The organism is Enterobacter sp. JUb54, from assembly GCF_014298075.1.
Taxonomy (GTDB): Bacteria; Pseudomonadota; Gammaproteobacteria; order Enterobacterales; family Enterobacteriaceae; genus Klebsiella; species Klebsiella lignicola.
Window position 1 is genome coordinate 151,773 of the sequence record NZ_CP060418.1, and the last position, 24,843, is coordinate 176,615.

The following is a 24,843-nucleotide window of genomic DNA, read 5'->3' on the forward strand; positions in this document are numbered from 1 at the left end:
ATGGATAAAGCGCAGCTCATCGAGATTGCCAATACGGAAATGCCGTTTGGCAAATATAAAGGTCGTCGCCTGATTGATGTGCCGGAAGAGTATTTGCTGTGGTTTGCCCGCAAGGATCAGTTTCCTGCCGGGCATCTTGGCGAGCTGATGGCGTTAACCTTGTTGATTAAAACCGAAGGGCTGACCCAGCTGGTTCAGCCCTTAAAGCAGCCGCGTTAAGCTTCAGAGGCGCGGGCTTTCTCCTGCGCCTGCAAGGCTTCTGCCTGTCGTTTATAGCGTCGTGCCAGCACGGCGCAAACCATCAGCTGAATCTGATGGAAAATCATCAGCGGCAGCACCATGATCCCCAGAATTGACGTCGGGAAGAGAATATTGGCCATCGGAATGCCGTTTGCCAGACTCTTTTTCGACCCGCAGAAGACAATCGTGATTTCATCGGCCTTGTTAAAGCCACAGCGGCGGGCGACGAAAATGTTGATCGCGATGACGATAGCCAGCAGTACCAGGCTGACGACGACGATGAACAGCAGCGACCCAATCCCCACTTTATGCCAGATCCCGTTAACCACCGCTTCGCTGAACGCCGAGTAGACCACCAGCAGAATTGAGGTCTGGTCGGTTTTTGAGATCCACTTTTTATGCCGCGCCACCCAATCGCCAATCCACGGACGAGACAGGTGACCAAGTACAAACGGCAGCAGCAGTTGCAGCATAATTTTCCCGACCTGCTCTACGCTTCCTCCTGCACCGTGCAGGTTCATCAGCAACCCGACCAGCAACGGCGACACAAAGATCCCCAGCAGGCTTGATGCCGACGCCGAACAGACGGCCGCTGCGACGTTACCACCGGCCAGTGAGGTAAAAGCAATTGCCGACTGGACGGTGGCGGGCAGGATGCACAGATAAATAAAGCCGGTATACAGCGCCGGGTCGACGTTAATGGGTGCCCACCAGGCGAACAGGACCCCTAAAACCGGGAAGACCACAAAGGTGCTGCACATGACCCACAGGTGTAAACGCCAGTGGCTTCCCCCGGCGACGATCGCCTCGCGGGAGAGTTTGGCACCATGCATGAAAAACAGCAGCGCGATGGCGGCGGTGGTCAGATACTCAAAGAAGGGGACAAAGTTGCCGCGGGCCGGGAAAAAAGAGGCCAGCAGTACTACGGTCACGAGGGTAAGGGTAAATGGATCAAGAATGCGGAAAAGTTTCATAAACGCTCCTGAAAATCGATGTCGCTATTGTGCTTTTTCTATTTTGAGAAATAAAATTGATTTATTGCATCTATTCATGAATAAAAGAGATGAATTACTCACTACGTCAGTTAAAGGTCTTCGTCACCGTTGCGCGGGTAAAGAGTTTCAGCCGGGCAGGGGAGATTATTGGTCTCAGCCAGTCTGCGGTCAGCCATAGTGTCAAAGAGCTGGAACACCAGACCGGCGTGCGCTTGCTTGACCGTACCACCCGGGAGGTAGCGCTGACGGAAGCCGGGCAGCAGCTGGCTGGTCGCCTTGAACGTCTGCTGGATGAGTTAAACAGTACGCTGCGTGATGCCGGGCGGGTAGGGCAACAGCTTTCGGGTACCGTCCGCGTAGCCGCCAGCCAGACGATTTCAGCGCACCTGATCCCGCAATGTATCGCACACAGCAATCAGCGTTACCCGGAGATAAGTTTTGTTCTCCACGATCGCCCCCAGCAATGGGTTCTGGAGAGTATTCGCCAGGGCGACGTGGATTTCGGCATCGTTATCGATCCCGGTGCTGCAACTGATTTGCAGTGTGAAACGGTGCTGGCCGAACCTTTTTTACTGCTCTGTCGCCAGGATCATCCTTTCGCTTCCATGGCGTCGGTGAGCTGGCAGGATCTTCAGGGGCAGCGCCTGGTATTGCAGGATTATGCTTCCGGTAGTCGTCCGCTGATTGATGCAGCCTTGCAGCATTTTTCGATAGAGCCGACCATCGTGCAGGAGATTGGCCATCCCGCGACCCTGTTTCCGATGGTGGAGTCCGGGATCGGTATCAGTATCCTGCCCGCGCTGGCATTGCCGCTTCCACAAGGAAGTCAGTTAGTGGTGAAACGATTGACGCCGATTGTGGAGCGACAGCTGATGCTGGCGCAGCGTAAGAACCGGTCGCTGTCGACCGCCGCGCAGGCGCTGTGGGAAGTGGTGCGTGAAGAGGGGCAAAATCTGACGTCAGCTCGTATGCAGGATCCGCTGTATCAACGATAAGTCGGTTAAGTCGACAGGATTGTTTCAGGAGGTGGCGGGTCGTGCAGGATGACTCGTTTCATTCAGCACGAATTGCGCATAGCAAAAAGGCGCCCTTTTACATTGGTGGGTCGTGCAGGATGACTCGCTTCGCTCGCCCTGCGGGCCGTCGCCGCAAGCGGCTCCGTTGTCTCACTTCGTTCGACTCGAACCTGCAGCAGGTTCTCATCCTACACGAATTGCGCATAGCAAAAAGGCGCCTTTAGGGCGCCTTTCTACATTGGTGGGTCGTGCAGGATTCGAACCTGCGACCAATTGATTAAAAGTCAACTGCTCTACCAACTGAGCTAACGACCCGAAGTGGTGGGTGATGACGGGATCGAACCGCCGACCCCCTCCTTGTAAGGGAGGTGCTCTCCCAGCTGAGCTAATCACCCACTTCTCAATTTCTTGTTACACGGCGGAGACTACCTAAGTAGTGGTGGGTGATGACGGGTTCGAACCGCCGACCCCCTCCTTGTAAGGGAGGTGCTCTCCCAGCTGAGCTAATCACCCACTTCTCAATTTCTTGTTACACGGCGGAGACTACCTAAGTAGTGGTGGGTGATGACGGGTTCGAACCGCCGACCCCCTCCTTGTAAGGGAGGTGCTCTCCCAGCTGAGCTAATCACCCCCGCTGTGTGGAGTCGCATTATAGGGAGAGTTGAAAATGAGTCAACGCCTTTTCTAAATAATTTGTTTGTTCGTCGTAAAATTAGCCAATGCGATCGTTAATGCGGCTGTGGCGCATGATTTATAAACAAAAATAGCAAAGCGTGACGTTCAGACCTGAACAACATTGAGGAATCAGCCCACAGTGTTAGAATAATCACCCATAAATACCCACGGACTCTGCCGGTTGTCGGCATCTTTATAAACGTAAGGCCAATTCATGAAAATCAAAACTCGCTTCGCGCCCAGCCCGACAGGCTATCTGCACGTTGGCGGCGCGCGTACTGCTCTCTATTCCTGGCTTTTTGCTCGTCACAACGGCGGTGAGTTTGTACTGCGTATTGAAGACACCGATCTTGAGCGCTCAACGCCGGAAGCAATTGAAGCCATCATGGATGGGATGAACTGGCTGAACCTGGAGTGGGACGAAGGTCCGTACTTCCAGACAAAACGTTTTGACCGCTACAACAGCGTTATTGATGAGATGCTGGAAGCGGGCACGGCGTACAAATGCTACTGCTCCAAAGAGCGTCTGGATGCGCTGCGTGAAGAGCAGATGGAGAAGGGCGAAAAACCGCGTTATGACGGACGCTGCCGCCACGGCCACGAACATCATGCTGATAACGAGCCGTGCGTCGTGCGTTTTGCTAACCCGCAGGACGGTTCAGTCATTTTTGATGACCAGATCCGTGGGCCAATCGAGTTTAGCAACCAGGAACTGGACGATCTGATCATTCGTCGTACCGATGGTTCCCCGACCTACAACTTCTGCGTGGTTGTGGATGACTGGGATATGGAGATCACCCACGTGATCCGTGGCGAAGACCATATCAACAACACCCCGCGTCAGATCAACATCCTGAAAGCGCTGAATGCGCCTGTCCCGGTGTATGCTCACGTTTCGATGATTAATGGCGATGATGGTAAAAAACTCTCTAAACGCCACGGTGCGGTCAGCGTCATGCAGTATCGTGATGATGGTTATCTGCCGGAAGCACTGCTGAACTACCTCGTGCGTCTGGGCTGGTCCAGCGGCGATCAGGAGATCTTCAGCCGTGAAGAGATGATCAAGTTGTTCTCACTGGGTGCGGTAAGCAAATCTGCCAGCGCGTTCAACACCGACAAACTGCTGTGGCTGAACCATCACTACATTAACTCGATGGCGCCGGAATATGTGGCGACCTACCTGCAGTGGCACATTGAGCAGGCAAATATCGATACCCGTAACGGTCCGCAGCTGTCTGAGCTGGTGACTCTGCTGGGCGAACGTTGCAAAACCCTGAAAGAGATAGCGGCAAGCTGCCGTTACTTCTATGAAGAGTTTGCCGAGTTTGATGCCGACGCGGCGAAGAAACACCTGCGTCCGGTTGCGCGTCAGCCGCTGGAAGTGGTGCGTGATAAACTCGCTGCCCTCAGCGACTGGACGGCAGAAAACGTCCACCACGCCATTCAGGCAACGGCCGATGAGCTGGAAGTGGGGATGGGTAAAGTCGGGATGCCGCTGCGCGTGGCGGTAACGGGCGCTGGCCAGTCACCGGCGCTTGACGTGACGGTCCATGCTATCGGTAAAACCCGTAGCGTAGAACGTATTAACAGAGCGCTGGCATTTATTGCAGAACGCGAAAGCCAGCAATCCTGATTGCAGGCTTAACAAAACGGCGGGTTCTCTCCTGCCGTTTTTTTTGCTTATTTTTGGCTGGCAATGCCCAGACGTGACAAAAAGCCGCTGATCCCTTCGCGAACAAGTAGATCCCGCAGATGCTGTTGTTCTTCCGTCGTCATCAAATGCAGAATTTCGGTGATCTGCCGCCAGATGGCATCGGTTTCACTGACGACATAATGGCCGGAAGGTTCTGCCAGCTGATAGTCGGTAAGCAGATGCCGCAGTGCCGGAATGTTGGCAAGAAAATCGAGGACCGGCTTATCAATCACGATAAGACGTGCGCGACCACCTTTCACACCGGGAATGGCTTCCGTGCGCCAGTGTTGTTCTCTGACCCAACGATTAATCGTCTGTCTGGCAAGGCCAAGATAATCCGCCAGCTCTGCTGGGGTCATTTTATCTTTTAATTTCATCATGATGTTACTGGTCACGAATATCCAGACGCTGGAGTAGCCCGGTAATGCCTTCACGCAAAAGTAATGACATCAGCTGTTTTTGTTCGCCAGGGGTCATCTCTTTACTGAGCGTCAGGAGCAGGGGTTCAAGGTCGCTTTCGACGGTAGAATAAGAAGGGGCTGGCTCCGCCACGCGTTGGGCGCTGCGAATAAATGCTTTTACTTGCTCATTTACGTGCACGAGACGTGCCTTTCCGCCTTGTACTCCTGGACGGGGGGAGGTTTGCCACCCCTCTTTACGTACCCATTTATTGATCGTCTGCCGACTGAAGCCGGTGAGGTGGGCGATTTCTTCAGGTGTCATTCGTTCCTTGAGCATACTATTTCCTGAGTAAATATGTGGGAATTAGTTGTCCATGTTATAGCATCCTTTTACATGAAAGGGTGACATGTTTAACGTCTCCCTGCGATAAGGCTCGCAATGTCAGCGAGTTGCCTGCTTTTTCAGCGATCAAATAGCGAGGGGTCATTTTGCCGTTGACACCAGATGAAGGAATTCATATTATGCCGCCCGTCAACACGACACGTTTTACGGTTAGGGGCTATAGCTCAGCTGGGAGAGCGCTTGCATGGCATGCAAGAGGTCAGCGGTTCGATCCCGCTTAGCTCCACCAAACTCTGTTCCCATCAGGTTTGGTTCGTAAAACATCTGTGGGGCTATAGCTCAGCTGGGAGAGCGCTTGCATGGCATGCAAGAGGTCAGCGGTTCGATCCCGCTTAGCTCCACCAAAATTCGAAACCCTCGCTACGGCGGGGGTTTTTTGTTTTCTCCCGCCACTGTAAGCCTGTTTCAGGTTAAGTCAGCATTTCACAACCTTTAGAAGAAAATGTAATTTAAGATTTTTCATCAGGTAAATTACTTGCCTGGTATAATTATTCATTTTAATATTTCTATTGGCGAAATAATGTTCCCGAGTGCTGGAGTTTTGATTAACAATAATGATTGATAAATTTAACATTAATATCAGGAAAACTTTACTTGCGCTCATTGTTTGTTTAATCTCTATTCCATTAGCCCGATTTATTTCACCTGTTGCCCTTGTTGATGGAAATGAAGTATTCCTCGCCTGGCTGCCATTAAGCATGATGTACGCCGTTATATTTATTTTCGGCCGCTATGCTGTCGCTCCATTAATTATCGCCTTTGCCATTACCAACAACTTTATTCTTTCGATGACGCCGCTGCAGGCGGTGCTCATATTATTCTGTCAGCTGTTTTCAGCACTGGTGTCGTGCCTGATTGTCCGGGCGCTGGTGGGCAAACGCTGGCGTGCTGGCTTCTCTGCCAGGCTGATGGGGATGCGAATCTTCTGGGGCGGATTTTTTGCCCCGATACTGATGAAATTAACGATGTATCTGGTGGGCGTCTATTTCTCGTTCCCATTAAGCATATCCAGTTATTTCAAAGGGATGCCGGCAGTTTACACAATAATTGATATTCAGAGTTTGATTGGCGCGGCATTAATATTTACGACGTTTTTCTATTATCCAATGCGGATGGTTATCAATCCACATTATGCCAAAGTATTCTGGCTTCGACATTGCCAACCGTGGTTGACCCGGAAACGCCGGGCCTTTACGCTGTATTGGTTTATGGCGCTGGCGGCAATATTACTGGTGCTCTGCGCGCCTTATAATTCTGACTATATTGCCGGTTATTTAGTGCCGCTGATCTTCATTCTGTATTTTATTGGCATTCGGCGTCTTGGAAATGTATTAATTCGCATTTCGTGGTCGGTGTCGGCCTTTTTGCTGGTGGTCTATAACCGCAATTTTCTCCAGGGCGTACAGACTGAGTATTCAATATCGTTCGTGCTGTCCGTGCTGATCTCCTTCACCATCTGTTTGTTTTATATGGTTGATATTTATGGGCAGAATGAAAGAATCAAGGTCAAATGGCGCGATCAGGCGCAGGAGGATCCGTTAACCGGATTACCCAATCTGCGTGCGCTGGAGTGCTATCTGCGCCAGGAGGGTGATTTCGTCATCAGTAGCCTGCGGATCGCAAACCTGGACTTCCTCAGCCGCCATTACGGCATGATGATGCGGGTGCATTGCAAACGGCAAATTGCCAGTAAGGTACAGCCGTTGCTGGGGGAGAAAGACGATCTGTTTCAGCTACCCGGTAGCGAGCTACTGCTGGTGCTAAGCGGCCCTGAGCCTGTGGCGCGGCTGGCCCACATTGTCGCGATGCTCAATCACAAGAAATACAGCTGGCACAATCAGATGCTGGAATTAGAGTTTGGCGCCGCCTGGGGGCAATACCGTGGCGTAGAAGAAGAGCTTCATCCGATGCTGGGTCAACTGAGCTGGCTGTCGGAGCAGGCCGGGACCGGCCGCCAGGTGCTGGCGCTGGATGCGGCGCAAGAGCATGTGTCCGACCAGACCAGCGAACAAGTGCGAATGCTTACCCTGGTGAAGCGTGCGCTCAATGAACGTGGTCTGGTGCTGTATGCCCAGCCTATTCAGAATGCGGCCGGGGAAGGGTATTACGAAATTCTGACGCGCATGCAGTGCGGCAGCACGATGATCACCCCGGACCAGTTCATTCCCCTGATCGTTCAGTTCAACCTAAGCCAGCGTTTTGACATGCTGGTGCTGGAGACGCTCTTCAGTACCTTACACCAGCACCCAGGGCAGCACTTCTCCGTCAATTTACTGCCTTACACGCTGATGCAAAACAATAGCTCAGCGCAGATTATCGCCCTGTTTAAACGTTATCAGCTGTCGCCGGAGGCCATCACCATCGAGATCACCGAAGAGCAGGCCTTCAGCGATGCAGGGGAAAGCATGCATAACATTCAGCAGCTGCGGGACTTTGGCTGTGCCATCGCCATTGATGACTTTGGTACCGGTTATGCCAATTTCGAACGGTTAAAGCGGCTGCAGGCGGATATCGTGAAGATTGATGGCTGCTTCGTACGCGACCTCGGACGCGACCCGCTGGATGCCATCATGATTAAATCCATCATTGATGTGGCGAAAGTCAAAAACCTGTCGGTGGTCGCGGAGTTTGTGGAGACGGAACAGCAGAAAGAGACGTTACTGGCTTTAGGCGTCGACTATTTGCAGGGGTATTTAATCGGTAAGCCACGTCCGCTCAGCGATCTACGGGCGTAAAAAAGCCGGGACAAGCCCGGCTTCTCGGCATTGATAGAGATTACAGAACCAGCGCCGCGATAGAAGCAGAGAGCACGCTCACCAGCGTGGAACCGTACACCAGCTTCAGACCAAAGCGGGAAACGACGTTACCCTGCTCTTCGTTCAGGCCTTTAATCGCCCCGGCAATAATCCCGATAGAAGAGAAGTTGGCGAAGGAGACCAGGAAGATAGAGATAATGCCTTCAGCGCGTGGAGAGAGCGTGCTGGCAATTTTCTGCAGGTCCATCATCGCGACGAACTCATTCGAAACCAGCTTGGTCGCCATGATACTGCCTACCTGGAGCGCTTCACCGGCCGGAACACCCATCACCCATGCAACCGGATAGAAGATGTAGCCCAGAATCCCCTGGAAGGAGATGCTGTAGCCGAACCAACCGGTCACGGTCGCGAACAGGGCGTTCAGCGCGGAAATCAGAGCGATAAAACCGATCAGCATGGCAGCAACGATAATCGCTACTTTAAAGCCCGCCAGAATGTATTCACCCAGCATTTCAAAGAAGCTCTGACCTTCGTGCAGGTTGGACATCTGCAGGTTTTCTTCGCTTTCTTCTACGCGATACGGGTTAATCAACGACAGCACGATAAAGGTACTGAACATGTTGAGCACCAGCGCAGCAACAACATATTTTGGCTGCAGCATGGTCATGTACGCGCCGACGATAGACATGGAAACGGTCGACATTGCGGTCGCGGCCATGGTGTACATGCGGTTGCGTGACATTTTGCCCAGGATATCTTTATAGGCGATAAAGTTTTCCGACTGGCCCAGAATCAGCGAGCTGACGGCGTTGAAGGATTCCAGCTTGCCCATGCCGTTAATTTTAGACAGCACGGTACCAATCGCGCGAATGACGATAGGCAGGATACGGATGTGCTGCAGAATACCGATCAGCGCGGAGATAAAGACGATAGGGCACAGTACCTTCAGGAAGAAGAAGGCCAGGCCTTTGTCATTCATGTTACCGAAGACGAAGTTGGTCCCTTCGTTGGCAAAGCCGAGCAGCTTTTCGAACATCTCGGAGAAGCCTTTCACAAAACCCAGACCAACATCGGAGTTCAGGAAGAACCATGCCAGCAAGACTTCAATAACAAGTAATTGAATAACATAACGAATGCGAATTTGCTTACGGTTATGGCTGACCAAAAGGGCCAGTATAGCCACCACTACGATCGCGAGAATAAAATGCAAGACGCGGTCCATATTTGCTCCAAATATGAGGCAGGTTAAATTTCTTTGCACATTCTATGTAACAGGAGCAAAGAAAACGAGATCAAATCCACACTATTGCAAGGAACTGTGACCAGTGACTGAAATAGTGATCAAACATACATTTTTGTTATGTTGCGTAAAGGTTTTAAAAGTTGCTTAGATTGTACTACTCTGTGATCTGGCGAGATGCAATTCCATCCATACCCGTTTTTCGTTGTTAGCCGCTATCGTTCCCCCCTATCAAAGCAATAATGACTATCTTTCTAAATGAACTTGATAATCATTCGCATTTTGATAGCATGAAACATAGCAAAGGCTATATTTCAGAGGCAGAAAATGACAGGCACTCGCGTTGAGAATAGCAGCGGTCGCGCAGCGCGCAAGATGAAGCTCGCATTGATGGGGCCTGCGTTCATTGCTGCCATTGGCTATATCGATCCCGGTAACTTTGCCACCAATATCCAGGCCGGGGCCAGTTTTGGCTATCAACTGCTGTGGGTCGTGGTGTGGGCCAATTTAATGGCGATGCTGATTCAGGTGCTGTCGGCAAAACTTGGGATTGCGACCGGTAAAAATCTGGCGGAGCAGATCCGCGATCACTACCCGCGTCCGGTGGTGTGGTTTTATTGGGTGCAGGCGGAAATCATCGCCATGGCTACCGATCTGGCTGAATTTATCGGCGCGGCGATCGGTTTCAAGCTGATACTCGGTATATCGCTGCTGCAGGGGGCCGTACTCACCGGGGTTGCCACCTTCCTGATCCTGATGCTTCAGCGCCGTGGGCAAAAGCCGCTGGAGAAAGTCATCGGCGGATTACTGCTGTTTGTTGCCGTTGCCTATATTGTTGAGCTGATTTTCTCGCGACCGGCGCTGGCGCCGCTGGCGAAAGGGATGATTGTCCCAGGCCTGCCCAATAATGAAGCGGTGTTCCTGGCGGCCGGTGTGCTGGGCGCCACGATTATGCCGCACGTCATCTATCTGCACTCTTCATTAACTCAGAATCTGCACGACGGCACGCGCAAAGAGCGTTACCACGCCACGCGTTGGGATGTCGCGATTGCCATGACTATCGCCGGGTTTGTTAATCTGGCGATGATGGCCACGGCGGCGGCGGCCTTTCACTTTAACGGGCATACGGGCATTGCCAATCTTGATGAGGCCTACCTGACGCTGGAGCCGCTGTTAAGTCATGCGGCGGCAACCATATTTGGCCTGAGTCTGGTGGCCGCCGGTCTGTCATCGACCGTGGTGGGCACGCTGGCAGGGCAGGTGGTGATGCAGGGGTTTATCCGCTTCCATATTCCGCTGTGGTTCCGCCGTCTGGTGACCATGCTGCCATCCTTTATTGTCATCATGATCGGCCTGGACCCGACCCGCATTCTGGTCATGAGCCAGGTGCTGCTCAGCTTTGGTATTGCGCTGGCGCTGGTTCCGCTGCTGATTTTCACCAGCAATGCGCAGCTAATGGGCGAGCTGGTGAATACGCAGTGGATTAAACGGCTGGGCTGGGTGATTGTTGCCATTGTGGTGTTACTGAACGGCTGGTTACTGGTGGGAACGGTACTTGGATTGTAATGGTAGTGGTGGAAATCATTCGGGGAGCCTTGTGGCTCCCCGAAATGTTTAATGATGGCCATGACCGTGGCCGCGGCCACCGCCTGGACCTCGTCCCCAACCGTCGTGACGGTCGCGACGATCGTTCCAGCCTTCGCGATAGCCTCGCTCGTAAGCTTTGCGCTTATCCCAGCCGCGATGGCGCCCGTTGTCATGGTGGTGCCAGCGATTATCACGCCATTCATAATTACGGCGCCAGTAATCGCGGTCTCGCCAACCGCCGCCGTCCCAGTAGTTACCGTAATTATCACGATCGCCTATTTGTAATTTTACAGATGGCAGCAGGGTGATTTCTCCAGCGTTGGCAACCAGTGGCGTTGAAGCCAAAAGCACTGCTGCCAGAATCAGTGACCTGAACATACTCTTCTCCTTCACGATCGGGGCCTGAGAGTCTGATAAATAGACTCTCATTGGGCCTGTTAACGTGATATTACGGGGCGGTAAAGCGCCGTAGCATTGGTGAAACTCCTAAATCACGGATAAGAGCACTTTTTGCTAAAGGAAAATTTGCTTTACGCCGCCAGGATCGCGTCAATTTTCGCGCACTCTTCCGCGCTAAAAAGCCGGTTCCCCAGCATGCCGACAGCATCATCAAGCTGTGCGGTTTTACTGGCGCCAATCAGTACCGAAGTCACTTTTTCTTCCCGCAATACCCAGGCAAGCGCCATCTGCGAGAGCTTTTGTCCACGGGCCTGAGCAAGCGCGTCCAGCTGGCGCACTTTCTCCAGCTTCGCGTCGGTCAGCTGATCCGCTTGCAGGAAACGACTGCCGCTGGCGGCACGGGAATCGGCCGGTATACCGTGTAAATAACGATCCGTCAGTTGACCTCCGGCGAGTGGTGAAAACGCTATGCTTCCGACCCCTGCCGTCTGCAGAAAATCAAGCAGCCCGTCCTCAACCCAGCGTTCGAGCATCGAATATTTCGGCTGATGAATCAGGCACGGCGTACCGAGGTCGTTGAGAATGTTCACCGCTTCAGCGGCCTGCTCAAGAGGATAGTTGGAGAGCCCGACATACAGCGCCTTACCCTGGCGCACAATATGGTCCAGCGCACGCATGGTTTCCTGCAGCGGCGTTTCCGGATCCGGGCGGTGATGATAGAAGATATCGACGTACTCCAGCCCCATTCGCTTCAGGCTTTGGTCGAGGCTGGACACCAGATATTTACGTGACCCCCAGTCGCCGTAAGGCCCGTCCCACATGGTATAGCCGGCTTTGCTGGAGATAATCAGCTCATCGCGATAGGGCAAAAAATCTTCCCGCAGGATACGGCCGAAATTGCTCTCCGCCGAGCCCGGAGGCGGCCCGTAATTATTGGCTAAATCGAAATGGGTGATGCCGAGATCAAAAGCATGACGAAGCAGCTGGCGGCTGGTTTCCACCCGCGTTTCATCACCAAAGTTGTGCCACAGACCGAGTGAAATTGCCGGCAGCTTTAAGCCGCTGCGGCCGCAACGGCGGTATTCCATTGTCTGGTATCGCGCCGAATTTGCCTGGTAAACCATACTTCCTCCGTAGACCGAACAGGTAGTGTATACGTTTACACTAAAGAATGTTCTGCGCAGAGTACACTCCCCACTGGCGTAAATTTTGCTTTCCACTGTGAATATTGATCACAATCTGGACAGTTCGATCGCTTATTCAATACTCAAATTACCTGCAACGGGATTGGAGTATGGAAATGCAACCGACTTACACCATTGGTGATTATCTGCTGGATCGTCTCGTAGATTGCGGCATAGACCGCTTGTTTGGCGTACCCGGAGATTACAATTTACAGTTCCTCGACCGCGTTATTGCCCATGATGCGTTGGGATGGGTTGGTTGTGCGAATGAGCTGAACGCCGCCTATGCCGCCGACGGATACGCACGAATTAAAGGGGCTGGCGCATTGCTGACGACCTATGGCGTCGGCGAGCTGAGCGCCCTTAACGGCGTGGCCGGCAGCTATGCCGAACATGTTCCGGTTCTGCATATCGTTGGGGCGCCCTGTACCGGCTCACAGCAGCGGGGGGAGCTTCTGCACCATACTCTGGGGGATGGCGATTTCACACACTTTGCCCGCATGAGCGAGCAGATCACCTGTACCCAGGCCACCCTGACGGCCGAGAACGCCTGCCATGAAATCGATCGCGTACTCAGCGAGATGTTAACGCACCATCGTCCCGGTTATTTGATGCTGCCGGCCGACGTGGCCAAAGCGAAAGCCACGCCGCCGGCACGTCGTTTGACAATAGAAGGGCCGCCTGCCGATGAAAACCAGCTGGCTGGCTTCCGTGAACACGCCGGGCAGATGCTGCGCAGCAGTCGCCGGGTATCGCTGCTGGCTGATTTCCTCGCGCAGCGTTATGGCCTGCAGGATACGCTGCGAGCGTGGGTGGCGAAAACGCCGATGGCCTGTGCCACCATGCTGATGGGGAAAGGGCTGTTTGATGAACAACAGCGCGGTTTTGTGGGTACCTACAGCGGGATTGCCAGCGCGGTATCCACACGCGAAGCTATCGAAAATGCCGATACCATCATCTGTGTCGGGACCCGCTTTACCGATACCATCACCGCCGGATTCACCCAGCATTTACCCCAGGAGCGGACGATCGAGATCCAGCCTTTCGCCGTCCGGGTCGGTGACCATTGGTTCAGCCGTATCCCAATGGACCAGGCGCTTGGGGTGTTGATGACCCTATCCACCAGCCTGGCCGCAGAGTGGTCGATGCCGGCCTGTAGCGCGCCGGAAGTGGCCTGCGCGGCGAGCGGGCCTCTCACCCAGGAGAATTTCTGGAGTACCGTCCAGGAACAACTGCGCCCGGGCGATATTATTCTGGCCGATCAGGGCACCGCGGCGTTTGGCGTTGCGGCGCTGAAACTACCCTCTGATGCCACCTTGCTGGTCCAGCCGCTATGGGGCTCCATCGGATTTACCCTGCCGGCCGCCTACGGCGCGCAGACCGCAGCGCCGGGCAGGCGAGTGGTGCTGATTGTGGGCGACGGGGCGGCGCAGCTGACGATTCAGGAGCTGGGCTCCATGCTGCGGGATAAACAAAACCCGTTGATTCTGCTGCTCAATAACGAAGGCTATACCGTTGAGCGCGCGATACACGGGCCGGAGCAGCGTTATAACGATATCGCGCTGTGGGACTGGAACCGTCTGCCAGAGGCGTTTGCTCCGGATGTTCCTTCCCGGTGCTGGCGCGTGACGGATACGCAAGGCCTGGAGGACGCGATAGCCGACAGTGTTGGCTCAGACAAGCTGACGCTGGTGGAGGTCATGCTGCCGAAAATGGACATCCCTGATTTCCTGAGGGCAGTGACCCAGGCGCTGGAGGAGCGAAACAGCCGCGTTTAGTCGTTGCGGTGTCTGGCGATCATTAACGGCTTCCCGGCCAGCAGCAGCCAGGCCGGGAGCATCACGATGCACAGCAGCGGCAACAGCGTAGTATCCGGCACCACCACTGCGGCCATAAAAAGGCTCAGCCAGCCATCGCGGGTTACTACCAGCGTCATGCCAAGGATCGCGCAGGAGACGGTAATGGCCGCCGGCACCGCATCAACGTGCGAGTGCAACATTAAGCCCAGCGCCACGCCGACGAACACCGCAGGGAAAATCCGCCCACCGCGAAAACCACTGGCGGACGCAATCACTAGCGCCGCCAGTTTCACCAGCGCAATCAGCAAAAAGTCGCCTGAGGTCAACGTTTGACTCACGGCGATCTGCTGCATTTCATCCAGCCCTTTGAACAGCGTGATATGCCCGCCCAGGGCGCCGAGGATCCCCAGCAACAAGCCGCCGAGGCCGAGGACTAACACCGGGTTTTTCAGGCGATTCATCAGCGTGTGCAGTCGTGGTAAACACCAGACGGCCACCATGCCGACGGCGATGGCGATAAGGGTCACAATCGCGCCGCTGAAGATATCGACCAGATGCATTTGTGCATACACGGGGATCGGCAACGAGAAATTGGGGTGGAAGAACAAATCGGTAGTCAGCGCGCCAGCAGCGGCCGCCAGCAGCGGGGCGAACAGCCGGTCCCACAATGGCACGTCGTTGCTGCTATTAAGGGTTTGCGAAAAGATCAGCGCGGCGGCCACCGGCGTGCCAAACAGGGAGCCGATAGTGCCGGAGGCGGCAAGAATCGTCCAGTCCAGCGAACTGACGCGGGGGAACAGGCGGGAGCCTACGGCCACCGCCAGCGCAATGTTCATCACCATAATCGGATGTTCCGGCCCGAGGCTGACGCCACCGGCGAGGCCAAGCACTAATGCCGCCACCAGGCCCGGCAGCGCGCCGGTGTTGATGGGCTCACCGATTAACGCTTCGGTGGCCGGGTCCGGCCCGGCATGTCCGGGGCTATAACGCACGATCAGGCCAACGGCGATACCGGTCAACGTCAGGATGGCGATGATCCACAGCGAGCTGCTGGCGTCGATACCTAAACCCGACGGGATGCTGGACCACAGGAAATGCTGCAGGATAGCCGCAATCTTCATCGTCACAATCAATACCAGGCTGGAAGCGATACCAATAATGACGGCCGGTATCGCTAACAACAGCATTGTTCTTGCACGCGGATGCAGCATGAAGCATTTCCTTTTAAAGTCGTAAAGTACGATTTTGCACTTGCGCCCAGGGGGCGTCGATGCAAATGGTGCTGAAACGATAAACTTAAGGTGGTGCCTGACGATCCCGGAGGATGAACGGAATCATATTGCACAGATTACAACCTAAATGTGATGTAGGTCGCTAAACTGTGGGCACTTATACGTTGGTCGTTGTTGTTAGGGCATCATGAATTTACAGTGTGCCAAAAGAATCATTTTGACTTTAGTGGAGCCGTAACGGAATGACAAAATTTGCTTTAGTAGGAGACGTCGGCGGGACCAATGCCCGACTGGCATTATGCGACATGGCCAGCGGGGAGATTTCCCAGGCAAAAACCTATTCCGGGCTCGATTATCCCAGCCTTGAGGCCGTGGTTCGCGTCTATCTGGACGAGAAGAGTGTAGACGTTGAAGATGGCTGCATCGCCATTGCCTGTCCGATCACCGGTGACTGGGTGGCGATGACCAACCATACCTGGGCGTTTTCGATCGCCGAAATGAGAGAGAACCTCGGCTTTTCGCACCTGGAAATCATCAACGATTTTACCGCGGTCTCAATGGCTATCCCGATGCTCAAGGCTGAACACCTGATTCAGTTTGGCGGCACCGCGCCGGTCGAAGGCAAACCCATTGCGGTCTACGGTGCTGGCACCGGCCTTGGCGTTGCCCACCTGGTCCACGTCGACAAGCGCTGGGTGAGCCTGCCGGGCGAAGGCGGCCACGTTGATTTCGCGCCAAACAGCGAAGAAGAGGGCATTATTCTGCAGGAGTTGCGCGCGGAACTGGGGCACGTCTCCGCCGAGCGCGTGTTGTCTGGCCCGGGGCTGGTCTATCTGTATCGCGCAATCGTCAAAGCGGATGGCCGCCTGCCGGAAAATCTCCAGCCGAAAGACGTCACCGAACGCGCGCTGGCCGACACCTGCATTGATTGCCGTCGTGCGCTGTCGCTGTTCTGCGTCATCATGGGGCGTTTCGGCGGCAACCTGGCGCTGAACCTGGCGACCTTTGGTGGGGTGTATATTGCCGGCGGCATTGTGCCTCGTTTCCTTGAGTTCTTTAAGGCTTCCGGCTTCCGCGGTGGTTTTGAAGACAAAGGGCGCTTTAAAGCCTTTGTTCAGGATATTCCCGTCTACCTGATCGTCCACGATAATCCAGGCCTGCTGGGTTCCGGGGCGCATCTGCGCCAGACGCTGGGGCAGATTCTCTAACCCCGCCTCAGATAGCCCGTTCCGGCAAGATAACGCCCGGGCGGGCTATACGCTGCTCACTACAGATGCATCAGCTGGCGAAACTCTTTGACCTTGCTGCGGCTGACCGGGACCTGAAATTCCAGATCGCGTAAGCGCAGAATGTAGGTATTGTTGAACCACGGCTCAATCTCGCGAATTTTATTCAGGTTAACGCAGTAGGAGCGGTGGCAACGGAAGAAGTGCGCTGGCGGTAGCTTGCTGCAGAATTCCGTAATGTTCATCGGCATCACGAACGATTCCCGCCGGGTATAGACAAACGTCATTTTTTCGTGCGCTTCGGCGTAATAAATATCGTGGATGCTGGTCACGATAATCCGCTCGTCTTTAATCAGATTGATCGTGTCATTTTCACGCTGCGGATTGGGCACAGTACCGGCACCGCTGGCCGTTTGCTGCTGTTGCTGCCAGGCGCTGGTCAGCTTCTGCAGCATGTTAATAATCCGCGACTCCTGGTACGGTTTGAGAATATAGTCGAACGCTTCCAGCTCAAAGGCCTCCACCGCATGCTCTTTCCAGGCGGTGATAAACGCGATAAACGGTTTATGCGCGAACTGACTGATGTTCTGCGCCAGCAGAACACCGTCCAGCGAGGGAATATTGATGTCGAGAAAAATGGCATCGACCTTGTTGTGCTGCAGGAATTTCAGGACGTCCAGCCCGTCATCAAAGGTAGCGACAATCTCCATCTGGCTATGGGTGTTAATCAGCCAGGTGAGCTCCTGCTGCGCCGGAAATTCATCTTCAACAATGATAACTTTCATTTTTTCTCCGCTCATGGCAACAGGGACACCGGAGTCGGCTCAGCTACGAGCTTGTTGGGCACATAGAACGCAATCTCCGTTCCGGGGGTCATGCGGCGGATATGCAATCCTTCGCCATACAGCAATTTTACGCGATGATGCACGTTAAGCAGGCCAATCTTATTGCCCGGCATTTCATCGGCTTCCACTCGGGCAACCACGTCCGGATCGATGCCATTACCGGTATCGCGCACGCTAATACGCACCCGGTTGCCGCACTCGGTGATGCCAATAGTGACCACGCCTTTACCTTTGCACGGCTGGATCCCGTGGACGATAGCATTCTCCACCAGGGGTTGAATCAGCAGGCTTGGGATCACGCAACTGACTTCATCATCAATATCGTAGATAACGGTCAGCTTATCGCCGAAGCGCGCCTGCTCGATGGCAATATAATCCTTTATTTGGTACAGCTCCCTTTTGATATCAATCTGCTCGTCGTCTTTTAATTCAATGTTATAGCGCAAATAGCGCGACAAATTAAAAATGAGCTGGCGCGCGGTGTCCGGATTCATGCGGATTGAAGATGAAATCGCATTGAGGGCATTAAACAGAAAATGCGGGTTGATTTTGCTCTGTAGGGCGCGAAGTTCAGCCTTGTTAGCCATTTCCCGCAGCTGCTCAGCGCGCGAAACCTCCAGCTGGGTAGAGATGATCTGTGACAGCCCGATGGCCATCTCCTGCAGTGATGAGGTGATGCGATGGGCATGGCAGTAATAGATTTTCAACGTGCCGGTAACGATGCCTTTCTCCCGCAGGGGGATCACCAGCATGGAGTGGATTTCCGGGGTGCGGTGCGCTTCATCATTGTTCTTAATGATGATTTTCCCGCTTTCGATAGCCTGACGGGTGGTAGGGCTGATGCTATTGTCATGGTCGTGATAGTTGCTTTCACCAAATCCGACATAGGCCAGCACCCGGTCGGTGGTGGTGATCGCGACGGCATCGGCATTAATATCGCGGCGAATAATATCGCAGACCTGACGCAGCGATTCGCTGTTGACATGGCGAAAGAGCGGCAGCGTTTTATTGGCGATATCCAGCGCCAGTTTTGCCTGACGCGCCGCGCTGGCCTCTTTTTCCCCTTCGACGCTCTGCACCAGCAGAACGATAAAGCCGATGCAGACGCTGCCAAGGATCATCGGGATCCCGATTTTGGAGACAATATCGATACCCAGCGAGAGCGAAGGTGCCCACAATATCACGAGGATCATGGTGAGGGTTTCGCAGAGCATGCCGGCGAGGATCCCGACCTTCCAGCGCTGTGCCTTCGGGACCTTACGGCTAATCAGCCCTGACAATAGCCCGGCGACAATGCTGGTGATAAAGCAGGGCACGGCGGTAACGCCGTCGATATCGATGAGATAGCGGTGAACCCCCGCAATCACGCCGACGATGGCCCCGACCCAGGGACCAAACAGGATACCGCCGGACATCACGGCGATAATGCGCACGTTGACCAGGGAGCCTTCTACCGGCACCCCGGACCAGGTGCTGAACAGTGCAAACAGGGAAAAGATGGCGATAACCGCCAGCAGCTCTTTCGGCGTATGCGCCGATTTATGCAGCAGCTCGCGGAACAGGCGCAGGCGAATCAGGAAAAAAAGACAAATCAGCATCAGCGCCGCGCGGTCAAATACCGCCAGCAGCATAGTGAATATTTCGTGCATGAGTGCGCCGTATCTATCGCGGGAAAGCGACATGATAAAAAACCTGAGGTCAGAAGGCCAGCCGAAGAGGCCAGCGGAGTGGGGAATGAGGAAAAGTTGCACAAATAAAAGGGGATTAATGACAAAGCCTGAGAGCGGGCGAGACCAACATCCGGAATGATAAAAACAGGTAAATTAATAGATATTAATATGTTGCAGTCAATTTTCCTCCCGGCTAAATCGAGGAGCGCCCCTGCCGCATTTTTGGGAGACGATACCCCTTTTTTTGCCAGATATTATTTTTTGTTCACCCCCTCGACAGCATCATTTTTTTCGGGTTATTTTCTAAGCTTGTCGCACAGGCGACAGCGTCGCTCGGACGGTCCGGGCGCTAACGTTAATCTGAGGAATCTATGGCTGAATCCAGTCCTGAACGCCGTTTTACGCGTATCGATCGTCTGCCCCCGTATGTATTTAACATTACCGCTGAACTGAAAATGGCTGCGCGTCGGCGCGGCGAAGATATTATCGATTTCAGTATGGGCAACCCCGATGGAGCGACCCCGCCGCATATCGTCGAAAAACTCTGCACCGTTGCCCAGCGGCCTGATACGCATGGCTACTCAACATCGCGCGGTATTCCTCGCCTGCGTCGCGCAATTTCGCGCTGGTATCAGGATCGCTATAACGTCGAGATCGATCCGGAATCAGAAGCGATTGTCACCATCGGCTCAAAAGAAGGGCTGGCACACCTGATGCTGGCGACGCTGGATCATGGTGACACGGTGCTGGTGCCAAATCCGAGCTACCCGATTCATATCTACGGCGCGGTGATTGCTGGCGCCCAGGTACGCTCAGTGCCGCTGGTGGAGGGCGTTGATTTCTTCAACGAGCTGGAGCGTGCGATCCGCGAAAGCTACCCGAAACCTAAAATGATGATCCTTGGTTTCCCGTCCAACCCGACCGCGCAGTGCGTCGAGCTGGAGTTCTTTGAAAAAGTGGTCGCGCTGGCGAAGCGTTACGATGTGCTGGTGGTCCACGATCTGGCCTATGCCGATATCGTATATGACGGCTGGAAAGCGCCGTCGATCATGGAAGTCCCCGGCGCGCGCGATGTCGCGGTGGAGTTCTTTACCCTCTCCAAAAGTTACAATATGGCCGGCTGGCGTATCGGCTTTATGGTGGGGAACAAAACCCTGGTCAACGCGCTGGCCCGTATTAAAAGCTATCACGACTACGGCACCTTCACGCCGTTACAGGTCGCAGCGATTGCCGCGCTGGAAGGCGATCAGCAGTGCGTGCGTGATATTGCAGAGCAGTACAAGCGCCGTCGCGATGTGCTGGTGAAAGGGCTGCATGAAGCGGGCTGGATGGTCGAGTGTCCGAAGGCATCCATGTACGTATGGGCGAAAATTCCGGAGCAGTATGCGGCGCTGGGATCGCTGGAGTTTGCTAAAAAGCTGCTGCAGGATGCGAAAGTGTGCGTCTCTCCGGGCATCGGCTTCGGCGATTACGGCGACACCCATGTGCGCTTCGCGCTGATCGAAAACCGCGACCGTATCCGTCAGGCGATTCGTGGGATTAAATCGATGTTCCGCGCTGACGGGCTGCTGCCTGCCTCGGGCAAGTCGACCGGCGACAGTCAGGAATAACCTGGCGAATCAACGAATACCGGCAATAAAAAAGGGAGCCTTCTGGCTCCCGTTTTTTTTGACGCTGACAGTGCTAGATCATCAGGGCAAAAGTACCGGCCCATACGATGACCATAAACGACACGCCCATAATAAAGTATTTCACGACTCATCACTCCGCGTTCTCGGCGAAACGCCTAAATGAATATAATTTTCATTGTTGATACTGATCTGTCGCGGTAAAACCAGACGATTCTGGCGGCTGCGGCAGATCGAAATTCTGTGCGGTTAGGGCTCCAGATGGCGCTAATGTACGCCTAAAAAATCAGGGAAACAAGCGGCATTTTTTTATTAATTTTTAGTTACTTACGAGTGTCGTGATTCGGCGACACATTAATTTCATTCGGTAATAAATTCTATTCTGGCGACGGCTTTTTACCGCCGTGCTCTTGCGGTGATAGCTGCTTGATTTTGGGATTTTTTCTATTGTTGGCATGACGCCGGGACGACACGGAAAATCGTCCCGCGTCGCCGCCATTACCTGATTTAATCGCCAATCGGTTCCCGCTGTCGCCACTCCTGCGGATAGCGGGCTGGCACAAAACTGAAGGTCACCACCATCAGGGTGGCGACGCAGACGGCGTGAAACATCCAGTCCAGCACATAATCGCCGCTCAGACTACGGAGCAGACCTGCCAGCCACGGAGAGGCCCCGGCCACGATAAACCCGATCCCCTGCATAAAGGCCACCAGCCGACCGGCGATGGCAGGCTGTCGGGCATGGTCGAGCGCCAGTACCAGGCACAGTGGAAAAGCGCCGCCTAAACCGACCCCGGCGCTGATGGCCCACAGTTGTGGCATTTGCTGCGGCAGCCAGATAAAACCGCAGAACCCCATGAGCTGGAGGAGTAACGTCAGGATTAATAACCGACGGCGATCGTCGTGCCGGGCCAGCATCGGGATCAGCAGCGCGCCGGCGGTCTGGCCGACGGTTAATATTGCCAGCAGGGTACCGCTGAACTGGGCGCTAAAGCCCGCCTGCATATAATAAGGCGGCAGCCAGGCGATTAAACTGGTGTAGCCGCCGTTAATCAGGCCGAAGTAGAGCCCGAGGGTCCAGGCGCGGCGATGGCGGAATACCGACACGGCAGCCCCTGATGCAACGGGTGACGGGGCAGGCAGTGTTCGGCCGATCGCCCACCAGCCAAACAGCGCCGCAACGGCGGGCAGCGACCACCAGGCAAGGGCGTCATGCCAGACGGCACTGTGCTGAGCCAGCCAGGGCGTCAACGCGGCACCTAAACCGCCACCCCCCATCAGCGCTGCGGACCACAGCCCCATGACCTGCGGCGTCCGTTGGGAAAACTGCCGTTTGATCATCGCCGGAATGGTCGCCTGAATAATACCGATCCCAATCCCGCCCAGCAGGGCGCTACTGAGCAGCAGCCCGCTGTGTGGCGCGAGTTCGCGCAGCAGCGCGCCGGTAGCAATCATCAACAGGCTGAGCGCAACCCCACGGCTTTCGCTGAGATGACGATCGATCCACGGGCTTGCCAGCGCCAGAAGCCCCATCGCCATCACCGGTAGTGCGGTGAGCAGTGAAATAAGGGCAAACCCCATGCCGCTGGCCTGCTGTAGTTGCGGCAGCAGCGGTCCGATGGAGGTCAGCAGCGGGCGCATATTAATACCGACCAGAACCAACACCAGCAGCATCAGGCCGTTGCGGGGCATCGGGTTCATGGCTGTGTATCCGCCCGGTGCATGAGTGCAAGCTGAAGATGGTGGTGATGAACAGACATAGCGGCTCCTGAAGAGAGAAACAAGCGAGTGGCGAAGGGGAAGCGTTGCGGCTGAGTACACAAACAGGGTACGCAGGTTGTTTCATAAGTTAAAAGACTTATTTATGATTAACTCGATTTGTTTTGCTTATGGGAAATCGCATGTTGCTACGTCATCTCACCTGTTTTCTGGCGGTCGCGGAACACCGCGGCTTTACCCGCGCGGCAACGGCGCTGCATGTTTCGCAGCCGGCGCTGTCGCAACAAATTCGCCAGCTTGAAGCGTCGCTGGGGACGCAGCTTTTTGACCGCAGCGGGCGTCACACTCGGTTGACGGATGCCGGAGAAGCCTGGCTCATTTACGCTCGTCGGGTCATGCAGGATCTGGAAGAGGGCAGACGGGCGATCCATGATGTGGAGGACCTGCAGCGGGGCTCGTTACGGGTAGCGATGACGCCGACCTTCACGACCTATTTTATGGGGCCGCTGGTGGCGGCGTTTTATCAGCGTTACCCCAATATCACGCTGACGATGCGAGAAATGCCGCAGGACCGAATGGAAGCGCTGTTACTGAATGATGAGCTGGATGCCGGAATTGCCTTTAGCGACGTTGGTTCGGCGGATATTGTCGCGACGCCTTTGCTCAGCGAAACGCTGGCGCTGGTAGTGGGGCGTCATCATCCGCTGGCGGAGCAGCGGCGGGTAAAGCTGGAGGCCCTGAATCAGCAGGCGTTGATTTTATTGAGCGAGGAGTTTGCCACCCGCGAACAAATCGATCGCTACTGTCGGCAGCATCATGTTCAGCCGAAGATTCAGATGGAGGCCAACTCCATCAGCGCGGTACTGACCGTGATTCAGCGGACCCAACTGGCGACGCTGTTACCGGCGGCCATCGTGCGGGATCGTGACGATCTGGTGGCGGTGGAACTTACCCCGCTACTGCTGGAGAGGACCGCCTGTTTGTTACAGCACAAAGCAGCCTGGCAGAGCGCCGCCGCGCGGGCATTTAGCGCCCTGACATTACAGATAGCCGGGGAGCTGAAGACCGGAGCCGCCCACGCTTACCAGGTATAGCCGACGGCGAGAATGCCATAGAGCTCGCCGTTGTGCTGCACGATAGGGCTGTCGGCGATGTCTTTGTCATACAGTTCGTAGTTTGCTGCGAACATGCCGACCCAGTGGGGGCTGAAACGGTAGCTGGTGATAATCGCCGCCATTGGCGAGACGGTGGTGCCGGTATCCCACTGCTGGCGTTGCGGAGTCGCTTCGCTGGCCGAGATGCCGCCGAAATAGTAGTTCGCCATATTGCTGCTGCGGATCATCAGCCCCATGCCAGGCATCACCAGCAGATTATCTTTGATGATCGGGAAATCTGCCCACAGCAGCAGTTCTTGCCCATCGCTGCGGCCTGTCACGTCAGAGCTGAGACGGGCGCTCAGCAGCGCGTAGGGGGTGATGAGCGTTGCGCCGATCCCCGCTTCAAACTCGCCTTTGCGTTTCTCCATGCCTTTGAAAGCAGCATCATCGCTGGGATCGAGGTTGCCAAAGCGCCAGCGGCCATATCCGTAAAAAGCCACTTTGTCGTCAATATGGAAGTAGTAACGGGCGCGATCGCCGAGATAGATAAACTGATCGCCAAAGTAGAGGCCACCGGGAATGAAATAGGTATCGTTGTCCTGCTTCTGGTAGCGAGCCGTTCCGCTAATGGCGGCGGCACCCAGCACAAACCCTTTTGGTACCGGGCTGTCAGGGTTATTTCCGGAAAAGATATCGATGGAACCCAGGTCAACCTCGGCGCTGGCGGGCGAAGAGCACAACATCAGGGAGCAGAGGGCAGCGGCAGAATAGCGAAATGGTTTCATCCGGGTTCCAAATATGATCAGGGAATATGGCGCGAAAACATGCAGATGCTTTGTACATGAAGCACTGCCAATGTGAATATATACCAGCGCAGCCCACTCCGTGGGCCGGTTTTTTGTTTTTTCTTAATTTGTGACGGGCGTTTTTCCGGGACGAAGTCAGTCGAATTATTGATGAAGTGGATCGTTACTACGGGCAGGTTGAATATATTGCTGACCCGGTGACGGCTCGCGCACTGGGTAGAATGAAAAAGCC

General features: G+C 54.6%; 21 protein-coding genes, 6 tRNA genes and 1 other RNA gene. 11 read left to right on the top strand and 17 right to left on the bottom strand.

Features of this window, described 5'->3' with window-relative positions:
* On the top strand, positions 1–219 hold the full coding sequence (locus HF679_RS00670) for a DUF3820 family protein (RefSeq protein WP_013878164.1): 219 nt from the start codon (positions 1–3) through the stop codon (positions 217–219).
* Here HF679_RS00670 and HF679_RS00675 read toward each other — a convergent pair.
* Positions 216–1,214, bottom strand: coding sequence for a bile acid:sodium symporter family protein (locus tag HF679_RS00675; RefSeq protein WP_123755310.1), 999 nt, complete (start codon positions 1,212–1,214; stop codon positions 216–218). The genes HF679_RS00670 and HF679_RS00675 overlap by 4 nt on opposite strands.
* Before the next feature lie 89 nt (positions 1,215–1,303).
* Here HF679_RS00675 and HF679_RS00680 point away from each other — a divergent pair, with 89 nt between their 5' ends.
* Entirely contained in the window at positions 1,304–2,230 is a 927-nt protein-coding gene (locus HF679_RS00680) for a LysR family transcriptional regulator (protein ID WP_123755309.1), read from the top strand.
* A gap of 103 nt (positions 2,231–2,333) precedes the next feature.
* Here the strand turns inward: HF679_RS00680 and HF679_RS00685 are convergent.
* The 5 genes from HF679_RS00685 to HF679_RS00705 form a co-directional block, all read right to left on the bottom strand.
* Positions 2,334–2,459: non-coding RNA, RtT sRNA (locus HF679_RS00685), on the bottom strand.
* Between the two features lie 31 nt (positions 2,460–2,490).
* A tRNA-Lys gene (locus tag HF679_RS00690) sits at positions 2,491–2,566 on the bottom strand.
* A 4-nt stretch (positions 2,567–2,570) separates the two neighbouring features.
* Positions 2,571–2,646: transfer RNA gene (locus tag HF679_RS00695), tRNA-Val, on the bottom strand.
* 42 nt (positions 2,647–2,688) lie between these two features.
* A tRNA-Val gene (locus HF679_RS00700) sits at positions 2,689–2,764 on the bottom strand.
* A 42-nt stretch (positions 2,765–2,806) separates the two neighbouring features.
* A tRNA-Val gene (locus HF679_RS00705) sits at positions 2,807–2,882 on the bottom strand.
* Positions 2,883–3,140: 258 nt separating this feature from the next.
* On the opposite strand from HF679_RS00705, the gene gltX reads away from it, so the two are divergent.
* Complete coding sequence (gene gltX / locus HF679_RS00710; RefSeq protein ID WP_123755308.1) at positions 3,141–4,559, top strand: glutamate--tRNA ligase; 1,419 nt, start codon at positions 3,141–3,143, stop codon at positions 4,557–4,559.
* 47 nt (positions 4,560–4,606) lie between these two features.
* Here the strand turns inward: gltX and HF679_RS00715 are convergent, their stop codons facing one another.
* Both HF679_RS00715 and HF679_RS00720 read right to left on the bottom strand, forming a co-directional pair.
* Entirely contained in the window at positions 4,607–4,999 is a 393-nt protein-coding gene (locus tag HF679_RS00715) for a YfeC-like transcriptional regulator (RefSeq protein ID WP_123755533.1), read from the bottom strand.
* 4 nt (positions 5,000–5,003) lie between these two features.
* Positions 5,004–5,357 carry a YfeC-like transcriptional regulator gene (locus tag HF679_RS00720; protein ID WP_123755307.1) on the bottom strand — a complete coding sequence of 118 codons (354 nt, stop codon included), beginning with the start codon at positions 5,355–5,357 and terminating at the stop codon, positions 5,004–5,006.
* Between the two features lie 219 nt (positions 5,358–5,576).
* Here HF679_RS00720 and HF679_RS00725 point away from each other — a divergent pair.
* The 3 genes from HF679_RS00725 (at position 5,577) to HF679_RS00735 (ending at position 8,158) form a co-directional block, all read left to right on the top strand.
* Positions 5,577–5,652: transfer RNA gene (locus tag HF679_RS00725), tRNA-Ala, on the top strand.
* 39 nt (positions 5,653–5,691) lie between these two features.
* A tRNA-Ala gene (locus HF679_RS00730) sits at positions 5,692–5,767 on the top strand.
* A gap of 210 nt (positions 5,768–5,977) precedes the next feature.
* Positions 5,978–8,158, top strand: a complete 2,181-nt coding sequence (locus HF679_RS00735) for an EAL domain-containing protein (RefSeq protein ID WP_154144180.1) — start codon at positions 5,978–5,980, stop codon at positions 8,156–8,158.
* Between the two features lie 40 nt (positions 8,159–8,198).
* Here HF679_RS00735 and HF679_RS00740 read toward each other — a convergent pair whose 3' ends face one another.
* A complete protein-coding gene (locus HF679_RS00740; RefSeq protein ID WP_123755305.1) occupies positions 8,199–9,401 on the bottom strand; it encodes a NupC/NupG family nucleoside CNT transporter in 1,203 nt (400 codons plus the stop codon).
* 345 nt (positions 9,402–9,746) lie between these two features.
* On the opposite strand from HF679_RS00740, the gene HF679_RS00745 reads away from it, so the two are divergent.
* Positions 9,747–10,985, top strand: a complete 1,239-nt coding sequence (locus tag HF679_RS00745) for an Nramp family divalent metal transporter (RefSeq protein WP_123755304.1) — start codon at positions 9,747–9,749, stop codon at positions 10,983–10,985.
* 48 nt (positions 10,986–11,033) lie between these two features.
* Here HF679_RS00745 and HF679_RS00750 read toward each other — a convergent pair whose 3' ends face one another.
* Positions 11,034–11,384, bottom strand: coding sequence for a DUF2502 domain-containing protein (locus tag HF679_RS00750; protein WP_123755303.1), 351 nt, complete (start codon positions 11,382–11,384; stop codon positions 11,034–11,036).
* Between the two features lie 152 nt (positions 11,385–11,536).
* Positions 11,537–12,529 carry an L-glyceraldehyde 3-phosphate reductase gene (mgrA, locus tag HF679_RS00755; protein WP_123755302.1) on the bottom strand — a complete coding sequence of 331 codons (993 nt, stop codon included), beginning with the start codon at positions 12,527–12,529 and terminating at the stop codon, positions 11,537–11,539.
* A 176-nt stretch (positions 12,530–12,705) separates the two neighbouring features.
* Here mgrA and HF679_RS00760 point away from each other — a divergent pair, with 176 nt between their 5' ends.
* On the top strand, positions 12,706–14,367 hold the full coding sequence (locus HF679_RS00760) for an alpha-keto acid decarboxylase family protein (RefSeq protein ID WP_123755532.1): 1,662 nt from the start codon (positions 12,706–12,708) through the stop codon (positions 14,365–14,367).
* Here HF679_RS00760 and HF679_RS00765 read toward each other — a convergent pair.
* Positions 14,364–15,599, bottom strand: coding sequence for an ion channel protein (locus HF679_RS00765; RefSeq protein WP_187042496.1), 1,236 nt, complete (start codon positions 15,597–15,599; stop codon positions 14,364–14,366). The two genes, HF679_RS00760 and HF679_RS00765, sit on opposite strands and share 4 nt — an antisense overlap.
* Positions 15,600–15,862: 263 nt before the next feature.
* Between HF679_RS00765 and glk the strand changes: the two genes are divergently transcribed.
* Positions 15,863–16,828, top strand: coding sequence for a glucokinase (gene glk / locus HF679_RS00770; protein ID WP_123755300.1), 966 nt, complete (start codon positions 15,863–15,865; stop codon positions 16,826–16,828).
* A gap of 59 nt (positions 16,829–16,887) precedes the next feature.
* On the opposite strand, the gene HF679_RS00775 is transcribed toward glk, so the two are convergent.
* Both HF679_RS00775 and HF679_RS00780 read right to left on the bottom strand, forming a co-directional pair.
* Positions 16,888–17,631: a LytR/AlgR family response regulator transcription factor gene (locus HF679_RS00775; RefSeq protein WP_187042497.1), complete on the bottom strand. Its 744-nt coding sequence runs from the start codon at positions 17,629–17,631 to the stop codon at positions 16,888–16,890.
* Between the two features lie 11 nt (positions 17,632–17,642).
* Complete coding sequence (locus HF679_RS00780; protein WP_174508126.1) at positions 17,643–19,322, bottom strand: sensor histidine kinase; 1,680 nt, start codon at positions 19,320–19,322, stop codon at positions 17,643–17,645.
* 410 nt (positions 19,323–19,732) lie between these two features.
* On the opposite strand from HF679_RS00780, the gene alaC reads away from it, so the two are divergent.
* On the top strand, positions 19,733–20,971 hold the full coding sequence (alaC, locus tag HF679_RS00785; RefSeq protein ID WP_123755298.1) for an alanine transaminase: 1,239 nt from the start codon (positions 19,733–19,735) through the stop codon (positions 20,969–20,971).
* 73 nt (positions 20,972–21,044) lie between these two features.
* Here alaC and ypdK read toward each other — a convergent pair whose 3' ends face one another.
* Positions 21,045–21,116 carry a membrane protein YpdK gene (ypdK, locus tag HF679_RS00790; RefSeq protein WP_099130696.1) on the bottom strand — a complete coding sequence of 24 codons (72 nt, stop codon included), beginning with the start codon at positions 21,114–21,116 and terminating at the stop codon, positions 21,045–21,047.
* Between the two features lie 380 nt (positions 21,117–21,496).
* Complete coding sequence (locus HF679_RS00795) at positions 21,497–22,690, bottom strand: cyanate transporter (RefSeq protein WP_315970235.1); 1,194 nt, start codon at positions 22,688–22,690, stop codon at positions 21,497–21,499.
* 200 nt (positions 22,691–22,890) lie between these two features.
* Here HF679_RS00795 and cynR point away from each other — a divergent pair, with 200 nt between their 5' ends.
* Positions 22,891–23,802, top strand: coding sequence for a transcriptional regulator CynR (gene cynR / locus HF679_RS00800; protein ID WP_123755296.1), 912 nt, complete (start codon positions 22,891–22,893; stop codon positions 23,800–23,802).
* Here the strand turns inward: cynR and HF679_RS00805 are convergent.
* Positions 23,790–24,590, bottom strand: a complete 801-nt coding sequence (locus HF679_RS00805) for a MipA/OmpV family protein (RefSeq protein ID WP_174507744.1) — start codon at positions 24,588–24,590, stop codon at positions 23,790–23,792. The two genes, cynR and HF679_RS00805, sit on opposite strands and share 13 nt — an antisense overlap.
* Between the last annotated feature and the right edge of the window lie 253 nt (positions 24,591–24,843).

Bases quoted from the DNA above. Each gene is read 5' to 3' on its own strand.
- HF679_RS00670 (WP_013878164.1), top strand. From the start codon at position 1: ATGGATAAAGCGCAGCTCATCGAGATTGCCAATACGGAAATGCCGTTT.
- HF679_RS00675 (WP_123755310.1), bottom strand. From the start codon at position 1,214: ATGAAACTTTTCCGCATTCTTGATCCATTTACCCTTACCCTCGTGACC.
- HF679_RS00680 (WP_123755309.1), top strand. From the start codon at position 1,304: ATGAATTACTCACTACGTCAGTTAAAGGTCTTCGTCACCGTTGCGCGG.
- gltX (WP_123755308.1), top strand. From the start codon at position 3,141: ATGAAAATCAAAACTCGCTTCGCGCCCAGCCCGACAGGCTATCTGCAC.
- HF679_RS00715 (WP_123755533.1), bottom strand. From the start codon at position 4,999: ATGATGAAATTAAAAGATAAAATGACCCCAGCAGAGCTGGCGGATTAT.
- HF679_RS00720 (WP_123755307.1), bottom strand. From the start codon at position 5,357: ATGCTCAAGGAACGAATGACACCTGAAGAAATCGCCCACCTCACCGGC.
- HF679_RS00735 (WP_154144180.1), top strand. From the start codon at position 5,978: ATGATTGATAAATTTAACATTAATATCAGGAAAACTTTACTTGCGCTC.
- HF679_RS00740 (WP_123755305.1), bottom strand. From the start codon at position 9,401: ATGGACCGCGTCTTGCATTTTATTCTCGCGATCGTAGTGGTGGCTATA.
- HF679_RS00745 (WP_123755304.1), top strand. From the start codon at position 9,747: ATGACAGGCACTCGCGTTGAGAATAGCAGCGGTCGCGCAGCGCGCAAG.
- HF679_RS00750 (WP_123755303.1), bottom strand. From the start codon at position 11,384: ATGTTCAGGTCACTGATTCTGGCAGCAGTGCTTTTGGCTTCAACGCCA.
- mgrA (WP_123755302.1), bottom strand. From the start codon at position 12,529: ATGGTTTACCAGGCAAATTCGGCGCGATACCAGACAATGGAATACCGC.
- HF679_RS00760 (WP_123755532.1), top strand. From the start codon at position 12,706: ATGCAACCGACTTACACCATTGGTGATTATCTGCTGGATCGTCTCGTA.
- HF679_RS00765 (WP_187042496.1), bottom strand. From the start codon at position 15,599: ATGCTGCATCCGCGTGCAAGAACAATGCTGTTGTTAGCGATACCGGCC.
- glk (WP_123755300.1), top strand. From the start codon at position 15,863: ATGACAAAATTTGCTTTAGTAGGAGACGTCGGCGGGACCAATGCCCGA.
- HF679_RS00775 (WP_187042497.1), bottom strand. From the start codon at position 17,631: ATGAAAGTTATCATTGTTGAAGATGAATTTCCGGCGCAGCAGGAGCTC.
- HF679_RS00780 (WP_174508126.1), bottom strand. From the start codon at position 19,322: ATGCTGCTGGCGGTATTTGACCGCGCGGCGCTGATGCTGATTTGTCTT.
- alaC (WP_123755298.1), top strand. From the start codon at position 19,733: ATGGCTGAATCCAGTCCTGAACGCCGTTTTACGCGTATCGATCGTCTG.
- HF679_RS00795 (WP_315970235.1), bottom strand. From the start codon at position 22,690: ATGAACCCGATGCCCCGCAACGGCCTGATGCTGCTGGTGTTGGTTCTG.
- cynR (WP_123755296.1), top strand. From the start codon at position 22,891: ATGTTGCTACGTCATCTCACCTGTTTTCTGGCGGTCGCGGAACACCGC.
- HF679_RS00805 (WP_174507744.1), bottom strand. From the start codon at position 24,590: ATGAAACCATTTCGCTATTCTGCCGCTGCCCTCTGCTCCCTGATGTTG.